This is a genomic window from Pseudomonas brassicacearum (assembly GCF_003732175.1).
In the GTDB taxonomy this organism is placed as follows: Bacteria; Pseudomonadota; Gammaproteobacteria; order Pseudomonadales; family Pseudomonadaceae; genus Aquipseudomonas; species Aquipseudomonas brassicacearum_G.
The window spans coordinates 180,086-199,227 of sequence record NZ_MOBI01000009.1 but is presented as its reverse complement, the minus strand read 5'-3'; the positions used below and the strand labels follow the sequence as shown (position 1 = coordinate 199,227).

General features: G+C 59.6%; 14 protein-coding genes. 13 read left to right on the top strand and 1 reads right to left on the bottom strand.

From position 1 onward, the window contains the following. The first annotated feature begins 20 nt into the window (after window positions 1-20). The 12 genes from BK658_RS08880 to BK658_RS08820 all read left to right on the top strand — a co-directional run bounded on the left by BK658_RS08880 (window position 21) and on the right by BK658_RS08820 (window position 16,759). Entirely contained in the window at window positions 21-1,085 is a 1,065-nt protein-coding gene (locus BK658_RS08880) for a pilus assembly protein PilM (RefSeq protein ID WP_123581991.1), read from the top strand. Further along, window positions 1,085-1,651 (top strand): PilN domain-containing protein, encoded by a 567-nt coding sequence (locus BK658_RS08875; protein ID WP_123581990.1) that lies wholly within the window; start codon window positions 1,085-1,087, stop codon window positions 1,649-1,651. Before BK658_RS08880 ends, BK658_RS08875 begins: the two co-directional genes overlap by 1 nt. Continuing rightward, a complete protein-coding gene (pilO, locus tag BK658_RS08870) occupies window positions 1,648-2,271 on the top strand; it encodes a type 4a pilus biogenesis protein PilO (protein WP_123581989.1) in 624 nt (207 codons plus the stop codon). Before BK658_RS08875 ends, pilO begins: the two co-directional genes overlap by 4 nt. Next, window positions 2,268-2,795, top strand: coding sequence for a pilus assembly protein PilP (locus tag BK658_RS08865; protein WP_123581988.1), 528 nt, complete (start codon window positions 2,268-2,270; stop codon window positions 2,793-2,795). Before pilO ends, BK658_RS08865 begins: the two co-directional genes overlap by 4 nt. 13 nt (window positions 2,796-2,808) lie before the next feature. After that, a complete protein-coding gene (locus tag BK658_RS08860) occupies window positions 2,809-4,890 on the top strand; it encodes a type IV pilus secretin PilQ (protein WP_123581987.1) in 2,082 nt (693 codons plus the stop codon). A 4-nt stretch (window positions 4,891-4,894) separates the two neighbouring features. Then, window positions 4,895-5,413 carry a shikimate kinase AroK gene (gene aroK / locus BK658_RS08855; RefSeq protein WP_054595232.1) on the top strand — a complete coding sequence of 173 codons (519 nt, stop codon included), beginning with the start codon at window positions 4,895-4,897 and terminating at the stop codon, window positions 5,411-5,413. 147 nt (window positions 5,414-5,560) lie between these two features. Then, complete coding sequence (gene aroB, locus BK658_RS08850; RefSeq protein WP_054595233.1) at window positions 5,561-6,661, top strand: 3-dehydroquinate synthase; 1,101 nt, start codon at window positions 5,561-5,563, stop codon at window positions 6,659-6,661. Window positions 6,662-6,671: 10 nt separating this feature from the next. After that, window positions 6,672-8,279 carry an AAA family ATPase gene (locus BK658_RS08845; RefSeq protein WP_123581986.1) on the top strand — a complete coding sequence of 536 codons (1,608 nt, stop codon included), beginning with the start codon at window positions 6,672-6,674 and terminating at the stop codon, window positions 8,277-8,279. A gap of 349 nt (window positions 8,280-8,628) precedes the next feature. Beyond that, window positions 8,629-13,074 (top strand): glutamate synthase large subunit, encoded by a 4,446-nt coding sequence (gltB, locus tag BK658_RS08835; RefSeq protein WP_123581985.1) that lies wholly within the window; start codon window positions 8,629-8,631, stop codon window positions 13,072-13,074. Window positions 13,075-13,107: 33 nt separating this feature from the next. Continuing rightward, a complete protein-coding gene (locus BK658_RS08830; RefSeq protein WP_054595236.1) occupies window positions 13,108-14,526 on the top strand; it encodes an FAD-dependent oxidoreductase in 1,419 nt (472 codons plus the stop codon). A gap of 281 nt (window positions 14,527-14,807) precedes the next feature. After that, window positions 14,808-15,875: a uroporphyrinogen decarboxylase gene (gene hemE, locus BK658_RS08825; protein ID WP_054595237.1), complete on the top strand. Its 1,068-nt coding sequence runs from the start codon at window positions 14,808-14,810 to the stop codon at window positions 15,873-15,875. Window positions 15,876-16,240: 365 nt separating this feature from the next. Then, window positions 16,241-16,759, top strand: coding sequence for a cytochrome b (locus BK658_RS08820; RefSeq protein WP_123581984.1), 519 nt, complete (start codon window positions 16,241-16,243; stop codon window positions 16,757-16,759). Window positions 16,760-16,770: 11 nt separating this feature from the next. On the opposite strand, the gene BK658_RS08815 is transcribed toward BK658_RS08820, so the two are convergent. Then, complete coding sequence (locus BK658_RS08815; protein ID WP_404943171.1) at window positions 16,771-18,015, bottom strand: MFS transporter; 1,245 nt, start codon at window positions 18,013-18,015, stop codon at window positions 16,771-16,773. A 152-nt stretch (window positions 18,016-18,167) separates the two neighbouring features. On the opposite strand from BK658_RS08815, the gene BK658_RS08810 reads away from it, so the two are divergent. Continuing rightward, a complete protein-coding gene (locus tag BK658_RS08810) occupies window positions 18,168-19,064 on the top strand; it encodes a LysR family transcriptional regulator (protein ID WP_123581982.1) in 897 nt (298 codons plus the stop codon). Window positions 19,065-19,142 lie beyond the last annotated feature (78 nt).

Sequence of the window (19,142 nt, the reverse complement as noted above, 5' to 3'; positions counted from 1 at the left end):
ATAGTCATAGGGAATTGCAAGTGCTGGGACTCTTCAATAAAAAAAGCCGCACGCTTTTGGGGATCGATATCAGCTCCACTTCGGTGAAGCTTCTCGAGCTAAGCCGTGCAGGTAATCGATACCGGGTCGAAGCCTATGCGGTAGAGCCGCTGCCGACCAACGCAGTGGTCGAAAAGAATATCGCCGAACTGGAAGGTGTCGGACAGGCGTTGTCCCGGGTGTTGCTCAAAGCCAAAACCAGCGTCAAAAGCGTCGCGGTGGCGGTTGCCGGATCGGCGGTCATCACCAAGATCATCGAAATGGACGCCGGGCTTTCCCCCGATGAAATGGAAAATCAGCTGAAGATTGAAGCTGACCAGTACATCCCCTATCCCCTCGAAGAAGTCGCCATCGATTTTGAAGTGCAGGGCGTCTCCCGGCGTAATCCCGAGCGGGTCGACGTATTGCTGGCGGCCTGTCGCAAGGAAAACGTCGAAGTTCGCGAAGCCGCGCTGGCCCTTGCCGGCCTGACCGCACGGGTCGTCGATGTCGAGGCGTACGCGCTGGAGCGTTCATTCGGCTTGCTGACGGCACAGTTGGCCGGCGTGACCGAGCGTTCGACGGTAGCCGTGGTCGACATCGGCGCCACCATGACCACCTTGAGCGTGCTGTCCAACGGCCGAATCATCTACACCCGCGAGCAGTTGTTCGGCGGTCGTCAGTTGACGGAGGAAATCCAGCGCCGTTATGGCATGACGGTTGAACAGGCCGGTCTTGGAAAAAAACAGGGTGGCTTGCCTGAAGACTACGTCAGCGAAGTCCTGCAACCGTTCCGCGAGGCGCTGGTGCAGCAGGTTTCGCGATCGTTGCAGTTCTTTTTCGCCTCGGGTCAGTACAACGCGGTCGACTACATCCTGCTGGCCGGTGGCACAGCCTCGGTCACCGGGCTGGATCGACTGATCGAGCAGCGCCTGGGCACGCCGACGCAGGTGGCCAATCCGTTTGCGGACATGACATTGAGCAGCAAGGTCAACGCCAGCGCCCTGGCCAGTGATGCGCCAGCGCTGATGATCGCCTGCGGCCTGGCGCTGAGGAGTTTTGACTGATGGCGCGGATCAATCTTCTCCCTTGGCGCGAAGAGTTGCGCGAGGAGCGGCGCAAGCGCTTCCTGTTGGGCTTGGCCGGCGCGCTGGCAGCGGCGGTCGGGGTGATTTTGCTGGGTGACCACGCCATCAGCAGTGCCATCGATCGACAGGCCGCTCGCAACGATTACATCGGCAAACAGATCGCTGTGGTGGATGACCGGATCAAGCAGATCAGCGATCTGAAAGCCCGTCGCCAGCAACTCGTGGAGCGGATGCGGATCATCCAGGACTTGCAGGGCAATCGGTCAGTCAGCGCGCGGATCTTTGATCAACTGGCGCGCACGCTGCCGGACGGGGTGTATTTCACCGACGTGAAACTGGTCGATAAAACGCTGTCCATCAGCGGGGCATCAGAGTCGAACAATCGCGTCTCGGAGTTGTTGCGCAACCTTGATGCCTCCGACCGGTTCGAATCGCCGAACCTGACCGAGGTCAAAGCGACGACGGCCGGCGCACTGGATCAGGCCAATGTGTTTCAGTTGACCGTTCGTCAGGCTCAACCGGCCACAGCGGAGGACTCGAAATGAGTCCGTCCCAATGGTTCGAGGGGTTGCGCAAGGTCGATATCAACGACCTGGACCTGAACAACATAGGCTCCTGGCCCACGGCGATCAAAGGCCTGGCCGGCGGGCTGCTGATCGTGCTGGTGCTGGCGCTGGGCTACAGCTTTTACCTCAAGGATCTTGGCGACCAGCTTGAACAGGCCCGTGCCGGGGAAGTCACTCTCAAGGAGCAGTTCGCGAGCAAGGCACACCTGGCAGCCAATCTGGAGCGCTACATCGAGCAGATGAAGGCAATGGAGACCTCCTTCGGCGTGCTGTTGCGGCAGTTGCCCGGCGATACCGAAGTGCCCGGTCTGCTGGAAGACATCACTCGCACCGGATTGGGCAGCGGGCTCGAGTTTGAAGAGATCAAACTGCTGCCGGAAGTCACCCAGCAGTTCTACATCGAGCTGCCGATCCAGATCACTGTCACTGGCGCCTACCATGACCTGGCGACCTTCGTCAGTGGCGTCGCCAGCCTCCCGCGGATCGTCACCCTGCACGATTTCAACGTCGAGCCGGTCACCCCGGGCAGTGGCTCGAAGCTGCGCATGAACATCCTGGCCAAGACTTACCGCTACAACGACAAGGGGTTGCAGAAATGAACGCTGCCCTATGGTTTTCGCTGGCTGTGCTGCTGGGGGGGCTTGCCGGTTGTGGCAACGGTAATGACTTCAGCGATCTGGACGCCTACATGAATGAGGTGCGCCTGCGCCCGCCCGGCAAGATTGAGCCGGTGCCGACGTTCAGGTCCTACGAGACATTCACTTACAACGCTGCGTCGTTGCGCAGTCCGTTTTCACCGCAGGTCAGGGTCGACCTGGCGGGTCGAAAACAGGGGGCGCGCAACGTCAAGCCCGATCCAGGCCGGGTCAAGCAATACCTTGAAGGTTTCAACATCGAGCAGTTTGAAATGGTCGGCACTATTTCCAATGCATCCGGCGCCTTTGCGCTGCTGCGCGGTGCCGGTGGAGTGCATCGGCTGAAGGTCGGTGACTACCTGGGGCGCAACGATGGCCGGATCGTGGCCATCAGTGACTCGCAAGTCGATGTGGTCGAAATCGTTCCCGATGGCCAGGGTGCCTGGCTGGAGCGACCGCGGACTATTCCTTTGAAAGAGCACTCATAGTGGAACTCGTATCATGAACAGGATCCTTTCAACCCTCGGTTTTTCGCTATGGATGGCGCTGCTTTCTCCGATGGTGCAGGCAGCCAATCTCAAAGCGCTGGATGTCGCCGCGCTGCCGGGTGATCGCGTCGAGTTGAAACTGGCTTTCGACGGGCCGCCGCCCGCGCCGCATGGTTATACAACGGATCAGCCGGCGCGCATCGCCCTCGATTTACCGGGTGTGAGTAGCCAACTGGCGAGCAAGACGCGGGATCTGGGAGGCGGCAACGCTCGCAGCGCTACAGTAGTCGAGGCCAAGGATCGCACTCGTTTGATCATCAACCTGACGCAGTTGACGCCTTACAGCACGCGAGTCGAGGGCAACACGCTGTTCGTGGTGATTGGGCAGGCTGCCGCCGCACAGAAACCCCGGCCCGCTGCACCGCGAGTGGCGAGCGCCATGCCAGTGGCAGCCAAGACTTATGCTCCCGTGAGCAAGGTTATTCGCGGCGTTGACTTTCAGCGTGGTGAGCGGGGTGAAGGCAACGTCGTCATTGATTTGTCAGACCCCGGTATCAGTCCGGACATCCAGGAACGTGACGGCAAGATCATCCTCAACTTCGCCAAAACCCAGCTGCCTGAACGGTTGCGGGTTCGTCTGGACGTCAAGGATTTCGCTACGCCGGTGCAGTTCGTCAATGCCAGTGCGTCTTCCGATAACGCCACCATCAGCATCGAACCCGGTGGCACATACGACTATTCGACCTACCAGACCGATAACAAACTGACCGTCAGTGTCCGCCCGATGACTGTCGATGATTTGCAGAAACGCAACGCAGAGCGCTTTGCCTACAGCGGCGAGAAGCTGTCGTTGAATTTTCAAGACATCGATGTGCGCTCGGTGCTGCAACTGATCGCCGACTTCACCAACCTCAACCTGGTGGCCAGCGACACGGTGCAGGGCGGCATCACCTTGCGCCTGCAAAACGTGCCGTGGGATCAGGCGCTGGATCTGGTGCTCAAGACCAAAGGGTTGGACAAGCGCAAAATCGGCAACGTTTTGCTGGTAGCGCCGGCAGATGAGATTGCCGCTCGTGAGCGCCAGGAGCTGGAGTCACGCAAACAAATCGCCGAGCTGGCGCCACTTCGCCGTGAGCTGTTGCAGGTCAACTACGCCAAGGCGGCGGATATTGCCAAGCTGTTCCAGTCGGTGACCAGCGCCGAGGCGAAAGTCGATGAGCGTGGTTCGATCACTGTCGACGAGCGAACCAACAACATCATTGCCTACCAGACTCAGGATCGCCTGGATGAACTACGGCGAATCGTCGCTCAGCTGGATATTCCGGTGCGTCAGGTGATGATCGAGGCGCGGATCGTCGAAGCCAACGTCGACTACGACAAAAGCCTCGGTGTGCGTTGGGGTGGTTCGGTGAGTAAGAAGGGGAACTGGAACGCTTCCGGGGTCAGCAACGGTGCCAACGCTTCATCGACCATTGGTACGCCGGGTAGCACCAGTACCAACTCACCGTTCGTCGATATGGGCGCGGCGGGGAATACATCGGGGATCGGCATCGCCTTCATCACCGATAACGTGTTGCTGGACCTTGAGCTGACGGCCATGGAGAAGACCGGTAACGGGGAAATCGTCTCTCAACCCAAAGTGGTCACCTCCGATAAGGAGACTGCGAAGATCCTCAAGGGTACGGAAATCCCCTATCAGGAAGCCAGCTCCAGCGGCGCGACATCGGTGGCGTTCAAGGAAGCCTCGCTGTCTCTGGAGGTAACGCCGCAGATCACCCCGGACAACCGCATCATCATGGAGGTCAAGGTCACCAAGGATGAGCCGGACTACCTGAACAAAGTGCAGGATGTTCCGCCGATCAAGAAGAATGAGGTCAATGCCAAAGTGCTGGTCAACGATGGCGAAACCATCGTCATTGGTGGGGTTTTCTCAAATACTCAGAGCAAGGTTGTAGATAAGGTGCCATTTCTCGGTGATGTGCCGTATCTTGGCCGCCTTTTCCGGCGTGACGTGGTGTCGGAGAAAAAATCCGAGCTGCTGGTATTTCTCACTCCGCGTATCATGAATAACCAGGCGATTGCTGTGAGTCATTGATTCTGTGCGAAATTTGATTCTTGTTGGGCCGATGGGTGCTGGTAAAAGCACCATCGGTCGCTTGTTGGCCAAAGAGCTGCGCCTGCCGTTCAAGGATTCCGATAAGGAAATTGAATTGCGCACGGGCGCCAATATCCCGTGGATCTTCGACAAAGAAGGCGAACCCGGCTTTCGCGACCGCGAGCAGGCGATGATCGCCGAGCTGTGCGCGCTTGATGGCGTGGTGCTGGCGACGGGTGGAGGCGCAGTGATGCGCGAAGCCAACCGTCGGGCGCTGCACGCTGGCGGGCGCGTGGTGTATCTGCACGCGTCCGTCGAGCAGCAGGTCGGGCGCACCGCGCGCGATCGCAATCGTCCTTTGTTGCGCACCGCCGATCCGGCAAAAACCCTCCGTGATCTGCTGGCATTGCGCGATCCGCTGTATCGGGAGATCGCCGACCTGGTGGTGGAAACCGATGAGCGGCCGCCGCGGATGGTGGTCCTGGACATCCTGGAACGCTTGCAGCAGCTGCCTCCCCGTTAATGCGCAGGACGAAATGCGCTATCCTCGACTCCGGTCATGACCGCTCGAAGGTGTGGCGCATGACGAACGGGCAGCGTCACACACGCAGATGTTGTCAGTCGATAATGTAAGGCGGGACGCCTGATTCCAACTTCACTGTGGGGACACATGCAGACACTTAAGGTCGATTTAGGCGAGCGAAGCTACCCGATCCATATTGGCGAAGGGTTGCTGGATCAACCCGAACTGCTGGCGCCGCATATCGCCGGGCGGCAAGTCGCGATCATCTCCAACGAGACCGTTGCGCCGCTGTATCTGGAGCGTCTGACCCGCAGCCTTGCACAGTTTTCGGTTATTTCGGTGGTTCTGCCCGACGGTGAAGCCTTCAAGAACTGGGAAACCCTGCAAACCATCTTTGACGGTCTGCTCACCGCTCGCCATGACCGCCGTACCACCGTGATCGCCTTGGGCGGCGGTGTGATTGGCGACATGGCCGGTTTTGCCGCCGCCTGTTACCAGCGTGGTGTCGATTTCATACAGGTTCCGACCACCTTGCTGTCGCAAGTCGACTCTTCGGTGGGCGGCAAGACCGGCATCAACCACCCGTTGGGCAAAAACATGATTGGCGCCTTCTATCAACCGAACGTCGTGTTGATCGATACCGCCACGCTCAATACCTTGCCGGCTCGCGAGCTGTCTGCGGGACTGGCGGAAGTCATCAAGTACGGGTTGATCTGCGATGAGCCGTTCCTGACCTGGCTCGAAGACAACGTCGATCGCTTGCGGGCACTGGATCAAACGGCCCTGACCTACGCTATCGAACGCTCCTGCGCGGCCAAGGCTGCTGTGGTCGGTGCCGACGAACGCGAGTCTGGCGTGCGCGCCACGCTCAACCTGGGTCATACCTTCGGCCACGCCATCGAAACCCACATGGGCTATGGTGTCTGGTTACATGGTGAAGCGGTGGCTGCTGGCACTGTAATGGCCCTGGAAATGTCTTCGCGTCTGGGCTGGATCAGCGACCAGGAGCGTGATCGCGGCATTCGCCTGTTTCAGCGGGCCGGGTTGCCGGTCATCCCGCCTTCAGTGATGACAGAAGCCGATTTTCTCGAACACATGGCAATTGACAAGAAAGTAATCGACGGTCGTTTGCGACTGGTGTTGTTGCGCCGCATGGGCGAAGCCGTAGTGACCGACGATTATCCGAAAGAGGTTTTACAGGCCACGCTGGGAGCGGATTACCGCGCCCTGGCTCAGCTTAAAGGTTAATAAGATCCCGATGACTAGTTTGCATGCCGACGAGGCGTTCCTCGGCCATTACCAGTTGAGTCACGACCCTTTCGCTCCACGGGTGCCTGGCTTCAAGTTCTTCCCTGCCCAGCGCAAGCCCGTGCTGGGACAACTGCATCACCTGGCTCGTTATAGTCAGTTGTTGCTGGTGGTTACCGGCCCACAAGGCAGTGGCAAGACCCTGTTGCGTCAGGCGCTGGTCGCCAGCACCAACAAGCAGTCGGTGCAGAGTGTGGTGGTTTCCGCACGTGGCGCCGGTGATGCGGCGGGTGTGTTGCGTCAGGTGGCTCAGGCGCTGAATGTTGCCCAGGCTGAAGTCGGCGCGATTCTCAAGCAAGTGGTACAGCTCGCACTGACTGGCCAGGAAGTCTACTTGCTGGTCGATGACGCCGAGCAACTCGACGAGTCCGCCCTTGAAGCACTGCTGGCGTTGGCGGCGGGTGCGCCGGAAGGTCGTCCGCACGTGTTCCTGTTCGGTGAGTCGTCGCTGATCGCCGAACTTGAGCAACTGAGCACCGAGGAAGAGCGCTTCCACGTCGTCGAACTGCAACCTTACGCCGAAGAAGAAACCCGCGAATACCTGGCCCAGCGACTCGAAGGTGCCGGTCAGGGAATCGAACTTTTCTCTGCGAATCAGATCTCTGAGATACACGAAAGCTCCGATGGATGGCCTGGCAACATCAACCAGGTCGCCCGCGATGCGATGATCGAAGCCATGATTGCTAGCCGCTCTGCGGTCAAACGTCCAAGTATGGGGTTCAACATGCCGAAGAAACACGTATTGGCGATATCTGCCGTAGTCGTGGTCGCGGTGGCCGCCGCCTGGTTGATGCCGGGTCGCAGCAAGGCACCAACCACCGGCGCGCCCGCCAATGAGCAGGCGCAATTGCCACTGGGCACACCGAAACCGAATGGCGGTGCTCCGTCGGTCGAGTTCGCCGGTAATACCCAGCCGATGCCATTGCCGCTGGTCGGACAATCGCAGCCGGTTATGCGCGGCCCATTGGCGGAAGCTGCGGGCGGTATCACTGAAGGCGACGACGGCGTGCCAGTCGAAGGCTCCAGCGCCAAACCGCCTACCGTGACCACCACTGCGCCGCCAGCCGGTATTCCGGCCGGTCCGACGCCGGCACCTGCGCCAGCGCCTGCGGCCAAGCCAACACCTGCGCCAACTCAGGTCGCTACCGCCAAGCCTGCTCCTGTACCTGCTCCTGCGGCTAAACCGGCTCCAGTGGCCAAACCTGCCCCGGTCGCCAAAGCTGTCGAGAAACCGGTCGAAAAACCGGCGACCGTCGCCAAAGCCGCAACCGGTGGTACCTGGTACGCAGGTCAGGCGCCGGGCAACTATGTGGTGCAAATCCTCGGCACCAGCTCTGAAGCCACGGCGCAAAACTTCGTCAAGGAACAGGGCGGCGAGTACCGCTATTTCAAGAAAGTCCTCAACGGCAAACCGCTTTACGTCATCACTTACGGTAGCTTCGCCAACCGCGATGCAGCCGTTACCGCCATCAAGGCCTTGCCAGCGAAGGTTCAGGCTGGTAAACCTTGGCCTCGCTCTGTCGCCAGCGTCCAACAGGAACTGGCAACAACTCGCTGAAGATTCGGCGGCCTTACCCAGGCCGCCTCTCCCGGCACCTCAAAATTTCTGCAAGCGCATGTGGCTGTCAAAGCCGCGTGCCTTGTGGTGTCTGCGTCACAGTAGTCTTTGAGTCGTTGCGGTCAACATTAAAAATGTTTTGACTAGCACAGCATATCGCTTTAAACCTTTCACAAATGCGACATAGATTTGCGACATTTCGTCGTCAAATTTGTGAGCCTCTGTGTCGGTGTGTACAATGACCTCCCTTTTGCCCCCGCAAAGCTGGCGCACGTTCGGCGTGGAAGGTAACTGGCTGAATTGAAAAGAAATTTGTCTCGATAAGAGGCAGCCTGGTGAGAATGTGTCTATGAAAGCAGGTCTGTACCAACCAGATGAGTTCAAGGATAACTGCGGTTTCGGCCTGATAGCCCATATGCAGGGCGAACCCAGTCATACCCTGTTGCAAACGGCCATTGAGGCCCTGACCTGCATGACCCACCGCGGTGGGATCAACGCTGACGGCAAAACCGGCGACGGTTGCGGTCTGCTGATGCAAAAGCCCGACGTGTTCCTGCGCGCCATCGCCCAGGAAACGTTTGGTATTGAATTGCCCAAGCAATACGCTGTGGGCATGGTGTTCTTCAACCAGGACCCGGTAAAAGCCGAAGCGGCTCGCGAGAACATGAACCGCGAAATCCTGGCTGCCGGCCTGCAACTGGTGGGTTGGCGCAAAGTGCCGATCGATACCAGCGTTCTCGGCCGTCTGGCGCTTGAGCGCCTGCCGCAGATCGAACAAGTGTTCATCGGCGGTGCTGGCCTGAGCGATCAGGACATGGCCGTCAAACTGTTCACGTCCCGTCGTCGCTCGTCCGTGGCCAACGCCGCCGACCTCGACCACTACGTCTGCAGCTTTTCGCACAAGACCATCATTTACAAAGGCCTGATGATGCCGGCGGATCTGACCGCCTTCTATCCAGACCTCAGCGACCAGCGCCTGCAAACCGCGATCTGCGTGTTCCACCAGCGCTTCTCCACCAACACCCTGCCGAAATGGCCGTTGGCTCAACCGTTCCGCTTCCTCGCGCACAACGGTGAAATCAACACCATCACTGGTAACCGTAACTGGGCCCAGGCTCGTCGCACCAAGTTCACCAACGATCTGATGGACCTGGATGAACTCGGCCCGCTGGTCAATCGCGTGGGTTCCGACTCCTCGAGCATGGACAACATGCTGGAGCTGATGGTCACCGGCGGCATCGACCTGTTCCGTGGCGTGCGGATGATCATTCCGCCAGCGTGGCAGAACGTCGAGACCATGGACCCGGATCTGCGTGCATTTTACGAATACAACTCGATGCACATGGAACCGTGGGACGGCCCGGCCGGCGTGGTAATGACCGACGGTCGTTACGCGGTGTGCCTGCTCGACCGTAACGGTCTGCGTCCGGCGCGTTGGGTCACCACCAAAAACGGCTTCATCACCCTGGCCTCGGAAATCGGTGTCTGGAACTACCAGCCTGAAGACGTGATCGCCAAGGGCCGCGTTGGCCCGGGTCAGATCTTTGCCGTGGACACCGAAACCGGTCAGATCCTCGACACCGATGCCATCGACAACCGCTTGAAGTCCCGTCATCCGTACAAGCAATGGCTGCGCAAGAATGCCCTGCGCATCCAGGCGACCATGGAAGACAACGACCACGGTTCGGCGTTCTATGACGTTGACCAGCTCAAGCAATACATGAAGATGTATCAGGTCACGTTCGAAGAGCGTGATCAGGTGCTGCGTCCGCTTGGCGAACAAGGCTACGAAGCCGTTGGCTCCATGGGCGACGACACGCCAATGGCAGTGTTGTCCCAGCGTGTGCGTACGCCGTACGACTATTTCCGCCAGCAGTTCGCGCAGGTCACCAACCCGCCGATCGACCCGCTGCGTGAAGCCATCGTCATGTCGCTGGAAGTCTGCCTCGGTGCCGAGCGCAACATCTTCCAGGAGTCGCCGGAACATGCCTCGCGCGTGATCCTCAGCTCGCCGGTCGTTTCCCCGGCCAAGTGGCGCTCGCTGATGAACCTCGATCGCCCGGGCTTTGAACGCCAGGTCATCGACCTCAACTACGACGAGGCGCTGGGCCTTGAAGCTGCAGTGCGCAACATCGCCGACCAGGCTGAAGAAGCCGTGCGTTCCGGGCGTACCCAGATCGTACTGAGCGACCGCCATATTGCCCCGGGCAAACTGCCGGTTCACGCTTCCCTGGCCACTGGCGCGGTGCACCACCGCCTGACCGAAAAAGGCCTGCGTTGCGACAGCAACATCCTGGTCGAGACCGCTACCGCGCGCGATCCGCATCATTTCGCGGTGCTGATCGGCTTCGGCGCCTCTGCGGTTTATCCGTTCCTGGCTTACGAAGTGCTGGGCGACCTGATCCGCACCGGTGAAGTGCTGGGCGACCTCTATGAGGTGTTCAAGAACTACCGCAAAGGCATCACCAAAGGCCTGCTCAAGATCCTTTCGAAGATGGGCATCTCGACCATCACGTCCTACCGTGGTGCGCAGTTGTTCGAAGCCATCGGTCTGTCTCAGGAAGTCTGCGACCTGAGCTTCCGTGGCGTGCCGAGCCGCATCAAGGGCGCGCGTTTCGTCGACATCGAAGCCGAGCAGAAAGCCTTGGCTGCCGAAGCCTGGAGCCCGCGTAAGCCAATCCAGCAGGGCGGTTTGCTGAAATTCGTCCACGGTGGCGAATATCACGCGTACAACCCGGACGTGGTCAACACCCTGCAAGCCGCTGTGCAGCAAGGCGACTACAGCAAGTTCAAGGAATACACGGCGCTGGTGGACAACCGTCCGGTGTCGATGATCCGCGACCTGTTCAAGGTCAAGACCCTTGAGACGCCGCTGGATATCAGCGAAATCGAACCACTGGAATCGGTGCTCAAGCGCTTCGACTCCGCGGGCATCTCTCTCGGCGCATTGTCGCCGGAAGCTCACGAAGCCCTGGCCGAAGCCATGAACCGCCTCGGTGCGCGTTCCAACTCCGGCGAAGGCGGCGAAGACCCGGCGCGCTACGGCACCATCAAGAGCTCGAAAATCAAGCAGGTGGCCACCGGCCGTTTCGGTGTGACCCCGGAATACCTGGTCAACGCCGAAGTGCTGCAGATCAAGGTCGCGCAGGGCGCCAAGCCCGGCGAAGGCGGTCAGCTGCCAGGCGGCAAGGTCAACGGCCTGATCGCCAAGCTGCGCTATGCAGTGCCGGGCGTGACGCTGATTTCGCCACCGCCGCACCACGATATCTATTCGATCGAAGACTTGTCGCAGCTGATTTTCGACCTGAAACAAGTCAACCCGAAGGCCCTGGTCTCGGTGAAGCTGGTCGCAGAAGCGGGCGTAGGCACCATCGCCGCTGGCGTGGCCAAGGCCTATGCCGACCTGATCACCATTTCCGGTTACGACGGCGGTACCGGCGCATCGCCGCTGACCTCGATCAAGTACGCGGGCGCACCGTGGGAACTCGGCCTGGCTGAAACCCACCAGACCCTGCGCGGCAACGACTTGCGCGGCAAGGTTCGGGTGCAGACCGACGGCGGCCTGAAAACCGGCCTCGACGTGATCAAGGCGGCGATTCTCGGCGCTGAAAGCTTCGGCTTCGGCACCGCGCCAATGATCGCCCTGGGCTGCAAATACCTGCGTATCTGCCACCTGAACAACTGCGCCACCGGCGTAGCGACTCAGAACGAAAAACTGCGCAAGGACCACTACATCGGTACGGTCGACATGGTGGTGAATTTCTTCACCTACGTCGCTGAAGAAACCCGTGAGTGGCTGGCGAAGCTGGGCGTGCGCTCCCTCGAAGAGCTGATCGGTCGTACCGATTTGCTGGACATCCTCGAAGGCCAGACCGCCAAGCAGCAACACCTGGATCTGACGCCGTTGCTCGGCAGCGATCACATCCCGGCAGACAAGCCACAGTTCTGTCAGGTAGACCGCAACCCGCCGTTCGACAAAGGCCTGCTGGCCGAGAAGATGGTCGAGATGGCCACTTCGGCGATCAACGACCTGAGCGGCGCCGACTTCGCTCTGGATATCTGCAACTGCGACCGTTCGATTGGCGCGCGGATCTCCGGTGAAATCGCGCGCAAACACGGCAACCAGGGCATGGCCAATGCGCCGATCACCTTCCGCTTCAAAGGGACGGCCGGTCAGAGCTTTGGCGTATGGAACGCCGGCGGCCTGAACATGTACCTCGAAGGCGATGCCAACGACTATGTCGGCAAAGGCATGACCGGCGGCAAACTGGTCATCGTTCCGCCAAAAGGCAGCGTCTACAAGACTCAGGATAGCGCCATTATCGGCAACACCTGCCTGTACGGCGCGACGGGCGGCAAGCTGTTCGCCGCCGGTACCGCGGGCGAGCGTTTCGCGGTGCGTAACTCCGGTGCCCACACCGTGGTGGAAGGCACTGGCGATCACTGCTGCGAGTACATGACCGGTGGTTTCGTTTGCGTACTGGGCAAGACCGGCTACAACTTCGGCTCAGGCATGACCGGTGGTTTCGCCTACGTGCTCGACCAGGACAACACCTTCGTTGACCGGGTCAACCACGAACTGGTTGAAATCCAGCGGATCAGCGGTGAGGCGATGGAAGCCTATCGCAGCCACCTGCAACGCGTGCTGAACGAATACGTCGAGGAAACCGACAGCGAGTGGGGTCGTAACCTCGCTGAGAACCTTGATGACTACTTGCGTCGGTTCTGGTTGGTCAAGCCAAAGGCTGCCAACTTGAAATCGCTGCTTTCCAGCACCCGTGCCAACCCGCAGTGATATGCGCCTGAAGAGTTTGATGAGGTTTTAACAATGGCTGAACGTCTGAATAATGACTTCCAGTTCATCGAGGTCGGGCGCAAGGATCCGAAGAAGAAACTGTTGCGTCAACGCAAGAAAGAGTTCGTGGAAATCTACGAACCCTTCAAACCCCAGCAGTCGGCCGACCAGGCCCACCGCTGCCTGGGTTGTGGTAACCCGTATTGCGAATGGAAGTGCCCGGTGCACAACTTCATTCCCAACTGGCTGAAGCTGGTGGCCGAAGGCAACATCCTCGCTGCCGCCGAACTGTCGCACCAGACCAACACCCTGCCGGAAGTTTGCGGCCGCGTGTGCCCGCAGGACCGTCTGTGCGAGGGTGCGTGCACCCTTAACGACGGCTTCGGCGCGGTGACCATCGGTTCGGTCGAGAAGTACATCACCGACACCGCATTCGCCATGGGCTGGCGTCCGGACATGTCCAAGGTCAAACCGACCGGCAAGCGTGTCGCGGTGATCGGCGCAGGTCCTGCTGGCCTGGGTTGTGCCGACGTGCTGGTACGCGGTGGCGTGACCCCGGTAGTGTTCGACAAGAACCCGGAAATCGGCGGTCTGCTGACCTTCGGCATCCCCGAGTTCAAGCTGGAAAAGACCGTGCTGAGCAATCGCCGCGAAGTCTTCACCGGCATGGGCATCGAGTTCCGCCTGAACACCGAAATCGGCAAGGACGTGAGCATCGAGCAATTGCTCGAAGAATACGATGCCGTGTTCATGGGCATGGGTACCTACACCTACATGAAGGGCGGCTTTGCCGGTGAGGACCTGCCGGGCGTCTACGACGCGCTGGACTTCCTGATTGCCAACGTCAACCGCAACCTGGGCTTTGAAAAGTCGCCGGAAGATTTCGTCGACATGAAGGGCAAGAAGGTCGTGGTACTGGGCGGTGGTGACACGGCGATGGACTGCAACCGCACGTCGATCCGTCAGGGCGCCAAGTCGGTGACCTGTGCTTATCGTCGTGACGAAGCGAACATGCCTGGCTCGCGCAAAGAGGTGAAGAACGCCAAGGAAGAAGGCGTGAAATTCCTCTACAACCGTCAGCCAATCGCTATCGTCGGTGAGGACAAGGTCGAAGGTGTGAAGGTGGTCGAGACCCGTCTCGGCGAGCCGGACGCCCGTGGCCGTCGCAGCCCCGAGCCGATCCCGGGTTCCGAAGAGATCATCCCGGCCGACGCCGTGGTCATCGCCTTCGGTTTCCGTCCGAGCCCTGCCTCGTGGTTCGAGCAGTTCAGCATCCAGACCGACAGCCAGGGCCGCGTTGTGGCTCCGGAACAAGGCCAGTACAAGCACCAGACCAGCAACCCGAAAATCTTCGCCGGTGGCGACATGGTGCGTGGTTCTGACCTGGTGGTGACGGCGATCTTCGAAGGCCGTAATGCGGCGGAAGGGATCCTGGATTACCTGGGCGTTTAAGGTCTGCGCATAACCTGTGGCGAGGGGGCTTGCCCCCGTTCGGCGGCGAAGCCGTCGTAAACCCGGTTTACGCGGTCTATCTGATACAACGCGGTCGCCATTTTTGGGACCGCTTCGCGCTCCAACGGGGGCAAGCCCCCTCGCCACAGGATGCGTTTGGCTCAGATTCTGTGGTGGTCCCAGCGCGACAAATTGACCCGATAGACAAAAGGTGCGGCGCTTGCCGTGCCTTTTGCGTCGCGCTCTGAGAAAATGCCCGCACTTTTTTTCCGGATGCCGACATGACTGCCCTGAAGAACGACCGTTTCCTTCGCGCCCTGCTCAAGCAACCCGTAGACGTCACGCCCGTGTGGATGATGCGTCAGGCCGGTCGCTACCTGCCTGAATACCGCGCCAGCCGCGCCAAGGCCGGTGATTTCATGAGCCTGTGCATGAACCCGGAGTTCGCTTGCGAAGTCACAATGCAGCCTCTCGACCGCTATCCACAGCTGGACGCGGCGATCCTTTTCTCCGACATCCTGACCATTCCCGATGCCATGGGCCAAGGCCTGTACTTCGAAACCGGCGAAGGTCCGCGTTTCAAGAAAGTCGTCAGCACCCTGGCCGACGTCGAAGCCCTGCCGATTCCTGACCCACACAAAGACCTTGGCTACGTCATGGACGCGGTCAGCACCATTCGCCGCGAGCTGAACGGCCGCGTGCCGCTGATCGGCTTCTCCGGCAGCCCATGGACCCTGGCCACCTACATGGTCGAAGGCGGCTCGTCGAAAGACTTCCGCAAGACCAAGGCCATGCTCTACGACAACCCGCAAGCCATGCACCTGCTGCTGGATAAACTCGCGCAGTCGGTCACCTCCTACCTCAACGGCCAGATCATGGCCGGCGCGCAAGCGGTGCAGATCTTCGACACCTGGGGCGGTAACCTCTCGGCAGCGGCGTACCAGGAGTTCTCCCTGGCCTACATGCGCAAAATCGTCAGCGGCCTGATCCGTGAACACGAGGGTCGCAAAGTGCCGGTCATCCTGTTCACCAAAAACGGCGGCCTGTGGCTGGAAAGCATCGCCGACGCCGGTGCAGATGCCTTGGGCCTGGACTGGACCTGCGACATTGGCGAAGCCCGCCAGCGCGTCGGCAACAAAGTTGCCCTGCAAGGCAACATGGACCCGACCGTGCTCTACGCCAAGCCTGAGGCTATTCGGGCTGAAGTTGGCCGCATCCTCGCCAGCTACGGCAAAGGTAGCGGCCACGTGTTCAACCTCGGTCATGGCATCACCCCGGAAGTCGACCCGGAACACGCCGGCGCCTTCCTGCGTGCGGTGCATGAATTGTCGGCGCAATACCACCAGTAATCCTGTTCTGGATAGCCGCCAAAGCCCGTCTGACCTTTGCGTCAGACGGGCTTTTTTGTTTTTCACGTTCTGGCGGAATGTGTCGGAAGTTATTCCATTCTTTGCAAGTTAGTATTACTTGCAATGTCTGATTAATCATCCTGCTGAGATTTCCCGCGTGGGTGGGGGACTCTTCCTGCATAGAGTGTTTGCTTGTATCGGTAGAGTGCTTTCTCGGCTATTTGAAGTGTTCAGTGCCGAGACCGATTTTTTATTCATGGATGAACAGGAGTTAATAGTGTGATCAAAGAAAATACCAAGCCATCAACAAAAGATCGGGGTTTCAGCATCATGGCTCCTAATGCTCATTGGGTAGTTTAACTGGAATGAGAAATTCATCGTATTCGGGTTGGCAGAAGTTTCTGCATTGGTTATCTGCGGTCATCATCATATGGGCGCTGGGTAGCGGTTTTTATGTTTCTCTGTTTGAGACTTCATTGGTGCTCAAGGAGTGGGTGGCGTTCGTCAACGTATCGCTGACGACAGTGTTTTTACCGTTTTTCGCGCTGCGGGTATTTCTTCATTGGCGCCATGGTCGTCATGAAAATACACAGCAATATTCACCCGTCGAGTTGTTTGTATTGTTCATGCATCGACTGATTTATCTAGTGACAGGTGTTGTCATGGTGACGGGTTTTCTGATGATGGACCGGGCAATCAATGTGTTTGATGTCTTGTTGATTCCACAGCCGCTGACGAATGCTTATTTAATTGTGCTGTTTTTTAAAATACATATCGTCGCGTGCGTGCTGCTCGCACTTCTGGTTGCATTGCATGTGGCGGCCGTTATCAAGCACGAAGCTTCAGGGCGTCGAGTACTGAAACTCATGTCCTTTCGACGCTGAGTTGCGAAGCTTCAGGCCGGTTGGTTGTTTGGCAGCAACGGCAATCGGGCCAGTTTCAACGCCACCAGCAGCGCAATCACCAGCAATCCGCCGATGAACAGGCCGATGCCGTTCCAGCCGCCCAGGTGCCAGAACACCCCGCCCGCCGTGCCGGCGACACTCGACCCGGCGTAGTAGCAGAACAGATAAAGCGACGAGGCCTGGCCCTTGGCCTTCGTCGCACGGCGTCCGATCCAGCTGCTGGCCACCGAGTGCGCGGCGAAGAAGCCGAAGGTGAAGATCAGCATACCGATGATCACCGCCGGCAAAGGCGTGAGCAGGGTCAGTGCAAGGCCTGCGAGCATCAGCACGATGGTTGCCCACAAGACTTTGCGCCGGCCAAGCTTGTCGGCCAATGCGCCGATTTTCGCCGAGCTGTAGATGCCCGACAGGTAGACCACCGAGAGCAAGCCAACGAAGGCCTGGTCCATGTGGTACGGCTCGGCCAGCAGGCGATAGCCGATGTAGTTGAACAACGTGACGAACGCACCCATCAGCACGAACGCTTCGAGAAACAACCACGGCAGCCCGGCGTCGCGAAAGTGCATGGTGAAGCCGTCGAGCAAGCTGCGCGGATGCATCGAGCGGGAGCGGAAGTTGCGCGACTCGGGGAGGATTTTCCAGAACACTGTCGCGGCAATCAGCGCCAGGCCACCGATCACCAGCATCGCTGTGTGCCAGTTAACGAAGTCGATCAGTACGCCGACGATCAGCCGGCCGCACATCCCGCCAATCGCGTTGCCACCGATGTACAGCCCCATCGCCAGGCCGATGTGCTGTGGATGAATCTCTTCGCTCAGGTACGTCATGGCCACTGCCGCCAGCCCGCTGAGGGACAGCCCGACCAGCGCACGCATCACCAGCACGCCCTGCCAGCTTGGCATCATCGCACTGGCAATAGTGCACAACGCTGCAGCGAACAGTGCCGCGACCATCACCGGTTTACGGCCGATGCGGTCGGAGATCGGGCCGGTGATCAGCAAGCCGATGGCGAGCATCCCGGTGGCCACCGACAGGATCAGGCTGCTCTGCGCCGCGTTGATCGAAAACTCACGGGAAAACAGCGGCATCATCGGCTGCACGCAGTAGAGCAGGGCGAAGGTCGCAAAGCCGCCGGAGAACAGCGCCAGCACCGTGCGCATGAACATCGGCGTGCCTTTTTCGATGTACACATCATTCAGTTGGGCGACCACATCGTCCAGCGCAGTTGGCGGCAATTCATGGGCGAGCGGGGCGACGGCAGTTTTCACGGGGGACCTCGGGAGAGCACGGCCAGGCAGGCAATGGAAAAATCATATAGCTGGCTAATGTTTCTATCCAATATATTGTTCGACCTGTTTGATAGGTTTAGCGACCTAATGGAGTTTTCATGGAATTGCGCCATCTGCGCTACTTCATCGCCGTCGCCGAAGAACTGCACTTCGGCCGCGCCGCACAGGTGCTGGGCATCTCCCAACCCCCCCTGAGTCAACAGATTCAGGTGCTGGAACAGGAAGTCGGCGCACGTTTATTCGAGCGCACCAATCGTCGGGTCGAGCTCAGTGAAGCCGGTCGATTGTTCCTCGAAGAGGCTCGCCTGGTGCTGGCCCAAGTCGACAAAGCGGCCGACGTCGCCCGTCGAGCCCAACTCGGCGAGCTGGGGGAACTGAAGATCGGCTTCACCTCATCGGCGCCGTTCAACTCGACGATCCCGCAGGCGATCTTCTCGTTTCGCCAGCGCTTCCCGGCCGTGCATCTGAACCTGCGGGAGATGAGCAGCACCCAGGTCGCCGAGGCGCTGGTGGACGAGTCGATTCAGGTCGGGATCATGCGGCCATTGCCGCTGCCGGATTCGCTGGAGGTGGTCGAGTTGACGCGAGAGCCGTTGGTGGCCGTGCTCAGCTCCAAGGATCCGCTGGTGGTCGGCAGCGAGGAAGGGCTTTTTCTGTCAGCACTGGCCCACGAGCCTTTCGTGTTCTTCCCGCGCAGCTACGGCAGTGGTCTGTACGCGCAACTGCTGAACCTGGCGCGTGACGCTGGCTTCAGCCCGCACTTCACCCAGGAAGCCGGTGAGGCCATGACTATCATCGGCCTGGTGGCGGCAGGGCTCGGGGTGTCGGTGTTGCCGGCCTCTTATCAGCGAATGCGCATCGACGGCGTGGTCTATCGGCCCTTGCTCGACCCGCTGGCGATGTCGGCCGTGTGGCTGGTGCAGCGCAAGGACCAGAAATCACCGATGGCCAAGGCGTTTGTCGAGTTGCTGACGCGTAAGGTTGAGGTGACGTAGTCGGCACAGGGCGATGACAGGCTGACATATCAGTCGAGCGTTGGCAGCGCCAAAAGATCGCAGCCTGCCGCAGGCTGC

Excerpts from the sequence above, each read along its gene's own strand:
- pilO (WP_123581989.1), top strand. The coding sequence starts at position 1,648 with ATGAGTCCGTCCCAATGGTTCGAGGGGTTGCGCAAGGTCGATATCAAC.
- BK658_RS08845 (WP_123581986.1), top strand. The coding sequence starts at position 6,672 with ATGACTAGTTTGCATGCCGACGAGGCGTTCCTCGGCCATTACCAGTTG.
- BK658_RS08810 (WP_123581982.1), top strand. The coding sequence starts at position 18,168 with ATGGAATTGCGCCATCTGCGCTACTTCATCGCCGTCGCCGAAGAACTG.
- gltB (WP_123581985.1), top strand. The coding sequence starts at position 8,629 with ATGAAAGCAGGTCTGTACCAACCAGATGAGTTCAAGGATAACTGCGGT.
- BK658_RS08875 (WP_123581990.1), top strand. The coding sequence starts at position 1,085 with ATGGCGCGGATCAATCTTCTCCCTTGGCGCGAAGAGTTGCGCGAGGAG.
- aroB (WP_054595233.1), top strand. The coding sequence starts at position 5,561 with ATGCAGACACTTAAGGTCGATTTAGGCGAGCGAAGCTACCCGATCCAT.
- BK658_RS08860 (WP_123581987.1), top strand. The coding sequence starts at position 2,809 with ATGAACAGGATCCTTTCAACCCTCGGTTTTTCGCTATGGATGGCGCTG.
- BK658_RS08865 (WP_123581988.1), top strand. The coding sequence starts at position 2,268 with ATGAACGCTGCCCTATGGTTTTCGCTGGCTGTGCTGCTGGGGGGGCTT.
- BK658_RS08820 (WP_123581984.1), top strand. The coding sequence starts at position 16,241 with ATGAGAAATTCATCGTATTCGGGTTGGCAGAAGTTTCTGCATTGGTTA.
- hemE (WP_054595237.1), top strand. The coding sequence starts at position 14,808 with ATGACTGCCCTGAAGAACGACCGTTTCCTTCGCGCCCTGCTCAAGCAA.
- BK658_RS08830 (WP_054595236.1), top strand. The coding sequence starts at position 13,108 with ATGGCTGAACGTCTGAATAATGACTTCCAGTTCATCGAGGTCGGGCGC.